Below are 5701 nucleotides of genomic sequence, written 5' to 3'. Positions count from 1 at the left end.
GGTATGCCTCATATCCTGCTGCGTTTCATGGCTATCGAAGACAGAGAAAAACTGAAAATGTCCAGAAGAATCGCGACTGTATGGGTAGTGATCTCCATGGCGGTTGCAGTTGTGATCGGTGTGGTTGGTAATGCGGTATCCGCTTACGGCGCACTGGATTTCCTGGGCGGCAACACATCCGAAACAATCATCGTAAGAATGGCAGACCTGATGGGTAAATATGGCGTACTGATGGCAATTATGGGCGGCGTGATCCTGTCCGGTATTCTGTCCTCCACAATGTCTACAGCGGATGCACAGCTTCTGGCGGCATCCTCCAGTATTTCTGAAAACCTGATGCGTAAATTCTTCAAAGTGGAACTGTCCACAAAAGCATCCATCAAGATTGCGCGTCTGGCGGTAGTGGTAATTGCGGTAGTTGCAGTATTCATCGCAAGAGACCCTAACTCCTCTGTATTCCGTATCGTATCCTTCGCATGGGCGGGCTTCGGTGCTACATTCGGCCCCGTAGTTCTGCTGGCACTGTTCTGGAAACGCTCCAACAAACAGGGCGCACTGGCGGGTATGATCACAGGCGGTGTGATGGTATTCGTATGGAAATTTGTGATCGCTCCCATGGGCGGCGTACTGGCGATCTATGAACTGCTGCCTGCATTCGTGCTGGCACTGCTGGTGAATGTGATTGTCAGCATCGCAACACCTGCTCCTTCCAAAGAAATTCAGGATGAATTTGATAAAGTAAGAAATTCCATCGTAAATAAATAAGAGAAATATGACCTCCGTGAAACGGAGGTCTTTTTTATTACAAATTTCTTAAGAAACAGAAGGAAGGATTGCTTTTTGAAAAAGCCTGCAGTATCCTGTGCGTGAGAAGAAACTTACGCGAGATCGGCATGTCCTGCTGGGCGGGTATCATTCATGGGATTTCAGAAAGAGGTGTAAGTGATGACGAAAGTGAGAGAAAAAATCAGTAGGAACATTGTGCTGCTGACGATCCTGGCGATTCTGGTGGGCGGGTTCTCCTTTATTCAGGGGGCGAAGCTGTTGGAAGGCACCGGGGTTTATACAGATACCATCGAAGTGCTGGATGAGAAAAAGGGGAATGTGCTGGGGATGACTGCGGCGCTGGTGGGAACTTCCACACTGATCACAGGTCTGCCCGATGATATGGGGACGCCTGTGGCGGAACAGCTGATGGATATGAGCGACTGGCTGCTGCTGGTGCTTTGTGTGGTGTTTCTGGAGAAATATGGCCTGACCATGTTGTGGGCGGCGGCCTGCAAGGTGCTGATCCCTCTGGGGTGCGTTCTGTTTGTGGCAGACCAGTGGCGGGGAGACATGCGGTTCAGGCGGATCTGCGTGAAGCTGGCCATTCTGTCTGTGGTTTTTCTCGCGGCTATTCCGGCGGGGGTGAAAACCGCGGAAATGATCGAAAAAACATACGAGGCTTCCATCGTGGAAATGGCAGAGGGCGGCGACGAACTGGCTCAGATGATGGAGGCAGACACTGCGGAAAAGGAAAGCTGGCTCCAGAATATTTTTGGCAAGCTGAAGGATTCGGCGGAGGCCAAACTGGAAAAGGCGAAAGAAGTGCTGGTGCGGTATACGGAACAGGTGGCAGTGATGCTGGTGACCTCCTGTCTGGTGCCGGTGGTGGTGCTGTTGTTTGTATTCTGGGTGAGTAAGACTGTTATCGGGCTGGATATTGCCCTGCCGAAGCGGAAAACGCTTCGTCTCAGACGAAAATAATGGAAAAAGAAAAACGCTGACATTTGTCAGCGTTTTTTTGTGGGCGAAAGGATCAGACGCCTGTTTTCATGCATTTCAGAAGAAGGATGCCCTTGACCACCAGAAGCAGGAAGGCAACAACAATGGCGTAAGCCTCTCGTGCCAGTGCCAGAAACAGTACGAGCAGGGTGCTGAGTATCATGGAAAAGGCAGTCAGGATCCAATTCTTTTTTCTGTTTTCGTATTTTGTCATCAGTATTTTCAGAATGCCTGTGATGATAAGGATAAGGAAGGCGCCCCAGTAAACAGAGCGATGGAAGGATGTGGCTTTTGCATAGCGGAAGAGATTGACGGAATAAACGAAATCGTCAATGGTATTGGGATACAGTGGCAGGAAGATGAGCAGACAGGAAAGGATGTCTGTCACACCGAAGAGCAGGTCACACATATTGCGGATATTCTCCCGGTTTTCTCTTTCTGCAATGGAGAGCAGTTTATCACTGGACAACAAATCGTCGATGGTGACGGAAAAATAATGAGAGATTTCTTTCAGAGAATCGATGCTGGGATAACCGCGGGCAGATTCCCATTTGGAAACGGCTGTTCTGGAAACAAATAATGCTTCTGCCAGTTCTTCCTGTGTCAGGTTTCTGCTTTTTCGTAATTCCTGCAGTTTTTCATGAAATTCCATGGTATGCCCCCTGTCATTGTTTTTTTCTGCCATAGGACAGAACGAATGCTTTGTAAGTGTAAAATAATCCTGCGCTAAGCATAACAGAGCCGACGATATCCGTAAACCAGTGTACCCCTGAAAGCAATCTGCCAATGACCATAAAGGTGGAGAAAAAGATGGTAAAGATACGGATGATGTTTCTGGCGGAGGTGTTTTTCAGCCTGCGGTCGGCCTGAAAAAGTAGGGTTGGCATGACGCTCAGCACCAGCAGTGTGGTAGAGGAGGGATAGGAAGCCTCCATCCGTCCTGCGATGAGGATGGGTCTGTAATTGATGGGAACCATTTCGAAAATCAGATAGGCAAAGATCACGATGACATAATAGATGCCCAGAAGTAAGATGTCGGCATCCACCTGCAAGAGGTTTTTTCGTTTTATCCACTGTATCAGACCCAATGTGGCAAACGCCATGCAGAGGAATACAGGAACGAGTCCCAGCCAGTCGGTGATGAGATAAAGGGTCATATTTGTGCCGGTCATTCTGTGGAAGCGGCAGTTTAAGGCGGCAAAGCCAACGTCGGTTTCATTCACACCGACAGGTTGTACATCAACAGTCTGTATCAGGATCGTCCAGAAGATGAATGTGGTGATGCAAAAGGCACCTTTGAGGAGTGGTTTGTTTTTCAGTCTTTCCATTTTTCATGTCCTTTCTTCGTTTTTTTCGTTGCCTGGTCTGAATATAACAAAAAGGAGAAAAAACAGAAAGAATCCGGCCGTCACAGGGGTGATACGAATCGTGTCATCTGATTTTTGCTGGATTTTTGGAAAACAAAAAACGCTGACATTTCGCCAGCGTTTTATTTTTTTGAGTATACCCCGTGCAAAAATGCAATTTTTGCAAACGAGGGTGCAGGGAAATTATTTCCCTGCTGGGGTTTGGGGCAAGGCCCCAAGGAGAATTATACATTGAAACGGAACAGAACAACGTCGCCGTCTTTCATGACGTATTCCTTGCCTTCGGAACGAACCAGACCCTGTTCTTTTGCGGCATTGTATGTGCCCAGTCTGTCCAGATCATCGAAAGCAACCACTTCCGCACGGATGAAGCCTCTTTCGAAGTCGGAATGGATCTTGCCTGCAGCCTGAGGTGCCTTTGTGCCCTGTGTGATAGTCCATGCTCTTGTTTCCTGAGGGCCAGCTGTCAGATAGGAGATCAGACCCAGCAGTTTGTAGCTCGCTGCGATCAGTCTGTCCAGACCGCTGCCTTCTACGCCCAGATCAGCCAGGAATTCTTTTTTATCTGCTTCGTCCAGATCGGAGATTTCTTCTTCGATTTTTGCACACAGAACGAATACTTCGTTGTGTTCTTCTGCCGCGTAGGCTCTTACCTTTGCAACGAATTCGTTGGAAGCGCCGTCATCAGCCAGATCGTCTTCCATAACGTTTGCAGCATACAGTACGGGTTTTGCTGTCAGCAGTGTCAGGCTTTCTACGAATTCATAATCTTCGGGAGCGTCAAATTCTACGCTTCTTGCGGATTTGCCTTCTTCCAGCGCTTCTTTCAGCTTGCCCAGAATGTCCATTTCTCTCTGCAGGGATTTGTCCTGTTTTGCCAGTTTGCCTGTTTTAGCGATTCTTCTGTCCAGCACTTCGATGTCGGAGAAGATCAGTTCCAGATTGATGGTTTCGATGTCACGGATGGGGTCTACGGAACCATCTACATGTACAACGTTTGTATCTTCGAAGCAGCGCACAACATGGCAGATGGCATCTACTTCACGGATGTGGCTCAGGAATTTGTTGCCCAGCCCTTCGCCCTTGGAAGCGCCGCGCACCAGACCTGCGATATCAACGAATTCGATTACTGCGGGCAGTGTTCTCTGAGAACCGTAGATTTCTGTCAGTCTTGTCAGTCTTGCGTCGGGAACGGGAACCACGCCAACGTTAGGGTCGATGGTGCAGAAGGGATAGTTTGCTGCTTCCGCCTTACCTGTTGTCATGGAATTGAATAAGGTACTTTTGCCTACGTTAGGCAGACCTACGATACCAAGTTTCATAGTTTCGATCTTCCTTTCAGTTTTCTTCTTTCTCAAAGGCGGATTTGCCGCCTGTTACACCACCTTACAGTATAGCGAAAAGAAAAGGTCTTGGCAAGGCAGAAAATCAGTGTTTTCGGTCAAAAATGGCGAAAAATGCAAGAACTGCCAGCATCAGCCCCGCAAAAAGGCCGTATTTTTTCACTTCGTTCTGGGTGAGGTAGATGCCTTTGTCGGGATTTTCGCGGATTTCCTGCAGTGCCACGCGGTAATGTTTTCTTTCTTCCATAAAAAAGTCCCCCTTTTTCGATGCTTTGTCCCTAGTATACACGATTTTCATTGGTTTTTGATGACAAATCTTACTTTTTATTAAGGAGGTCTTTTTTTGCCATACTATCTGAAAAAGGAGGCGGAAATGGGATGAAACGGGTGATTATCTTTTTGCTGCTGGTGTTTTGCACCGGCTGCAGCGCAGAAATGACGGAAGAGGATGTTTCCAAGATGCATTTTGTGAAAGCGGGACAGGAGGTGGGGGGGAAAACGCCGGAGGAGAGAGCCATGACCATCAAGACCAGACTGAAGCAGATCGATGAGATCATCGGCACGGCGGTAGTGGTGGAGGGACATACGGCTATTATCGGGCTGAGATTGGAAGAAAATATGGAACAAAATGAGATCGACGCCGTCAAAAAAGAAGCAGACGCCGCGGCGAGGGCGGCGGATGTATCCGTGGAAAGTACCTCTATTACCACCAACACCTATATTGTTTCCATGATCGAGGATATGGAGCGGCGGCGGGCGGGCTGAGGAAGTCGGGCGGGCTGAGGAAGTCGGGCGGTTTCTGCCGTATTTTTTAGGGAAACCTTAAGATTTAGGTACTAGGCAGACGGAAACAAATATGGTAAACTGATAGATGTATTAGTATGACAAAAAAGGAAGCGGAAGCTTCTGAAATACTTCAAGAAATGAAGGAGGTCAAAAGTATGAAACGTAAATTAACGCTGTTCCTGTCTGCAGTGATGGCTGCTTCCAGCCTGCCTATGACAGCATACGCAGCAAATTTCAAAGATATCAATGATGTGCCCTGGGCCAGCACTGTCATCAACAATGTGGCAGACAAAGGCTTGCTGAGCGGTTACGAAGACGGCACATTCCGCGGGAAAAACAATGTGACCTACTGCGAAGCCATGCAGATGGTTTACACCACTCTGACAAAATCCGGTGCGGCAGCACCCATGGATGCGGTAACAGTATACGGCTATATGC

Annotated in this window: 8 protein-coding genes; 4 read left to right on the top strand and 4 right to left on the bottom strand. The window is 48.3% G+C overall.

Features of this window, described 5'->3' with window-relative positions; genetic code table 11:
• Positions 1 to 765: sodium:solute symporter family transporter (locus tag ACJMLT_RS09480; protein WP_405729982.1), on the top strand; the 765-nt coding region annotated here is incomplete at its 5' end.
• 180 nt (positions 766 to 945) lie between these two features.
• Complete coding sequence (locus ACJMLT_RS09475) at positions 946 to 1749, top strand: hypothetical protein (protein WP_405729979.1); 804 nt, start codon at positions 946 to 948, stop codon at positions 1747 to 1749.
• 52 nt (positions 1750 to 1801) lie between these two features.
• Here the strand turns inward: ACJMLT_RS09475 and ACJMLT_RS09470 are convergent, their stop codons facing one another.
• The 4 genes from ACJMLT_RS09470 to ACJMLT_RS09455 all read right to left on the bottom strand — a co-directional run bounded on the left by ACJMLT_RS09470 (position 1802) and on the right by ACJMLT_RS09455 (position 4724).
• Positions 1802 to 2419, bottom strand: coding sequence for a helix-turn-helix domain-containing protein (locus ACJMLT_RS09470; protein WP_405729976.1), 618 nt, complete (start codon positions 2417 to 2419; stop codon positions 1802 to 1804).
• A 13-nt stretch (positions 2420 to 2432) separates the two neighbouring features.
• Positions 2433 to 3095, bottom strand: a complete 663-nt coding sequence (locus ACJMLT_RS09465; RefSeq protein WP_405729973.1) for a phosphatase PAP2 family protein — start codon at positions 3093 to 3095, stop codon at positions 2433 to 2435.
• Between the two features lie 263 nt (positions 3096 to 3358).
• The gene (gene ychF, locus ACJMLT_RS09460; RefSeq protein ID WP_405729970.1) at positions 3359 to 4456 is read right to left on the bottom strand and encodes a redox-regulated ATPase YchF; all 1098 of its coding nucleotides are present in this window, start codon (positions 4454 to 4456) and stop codon (positions 3359 to 3361) included.
• A gap of 106 nt (positions 4457 to 4562) precedes the next feature.
• Entirely contained in the window at positions 4563 to 4724 is a 162-nt protein-coding gene (locus ACJMLT_RS09455; RefSeq protein ID WP_405729967.1) for a hypothetical protein, read from the bottom strand.
• A 131-nt stretch (positions 4725 to 4855) separates the two neighbouring features.
• Here ACJMLT_RS09455 and ACJMLT_RS09450 point away from each other — a divergent pair, with 131 nt between their 5' ends.
• Together ACJMLT_RS09450 and ACJMLT_RS09445 are read left to right on the top strand one after the other, a co-directional pair.
• On the top strand, positions 4856 to 5242 hold the full coding sequence (locus ACJMLT_RS09450; protein ID WP_405729964.1) for a YhcN/YlaJ family sporulation lipoprotein: 387 nt from the start codon (positions 4856 to 4858) through the stop codon (positions 5240 to 5242).
• A 176-nt stretch (positions 5243 to 5418) separates the two neighbouring features.
• On the top strand, positions 5419 to 5701 hold a 283-nt coding region (locus ACJMLT_RS09445; protein WP_405729961.1), incomplete at its 3' end, for an S-layer homology domain-containing protein.

The sequence above is a fragment of the Anaerotignum sp. genome (genome assembly GCF_045122575.1).
In the GTDB taxonomy this organism is placed as follows: Bacteria; Bacillota; Clostridia; order Lachnospirales; family Anaerotignaceae; genus Anaerotignum_A.
This window is presented reverse-complemented; position numbering and strand designations above follow the sequence as displayed.

Coding starts and splice junctions, on each gene's coding strand:
- ACJMLT_RS09475 (WP_405729979.1), top strand. CDS start 946: ATGACGAAAGTGAGAGAAAAAATCAGTAGGAACATTGTGCTGCTGACG.
- ACJMLT_RS09470 (WP_405729976.1), bottom strand. CDS start 2,419: ATGGAATTTCATGAAAAACTGCAGGAATTACGAAAAAGCAGAAACCTG.
- ACJMLT_RS09465 (WP_405729973.1), bottom strand. CDS start 3,095: ATGGAAAGACTGAAAAACAAACCACTCCTCAAAGGTGCCTTTTGCATC.
- ychF (WP_405729970.1), bottom strand. CDS start 4,456: ATGAAACTTGGTATCGTAGGTCTGCCTAACGTAGGCAAAAGTACCTTA.
- ACJMLT_RS09455 (WP_405729967.1), bottom strand. CDS start 4,724: ATGGAAGAAAGAAAACATTACCGCGTGGCACTGCAGGAAATCCGCGAA.
- ACJMLT_RS09450 (WP_405729964.1), top strand. CDS start 4,856: ATGAAACGGGTGATTATCTTTTTGCTGCTGGTGTTTTGCACCGGCTGC.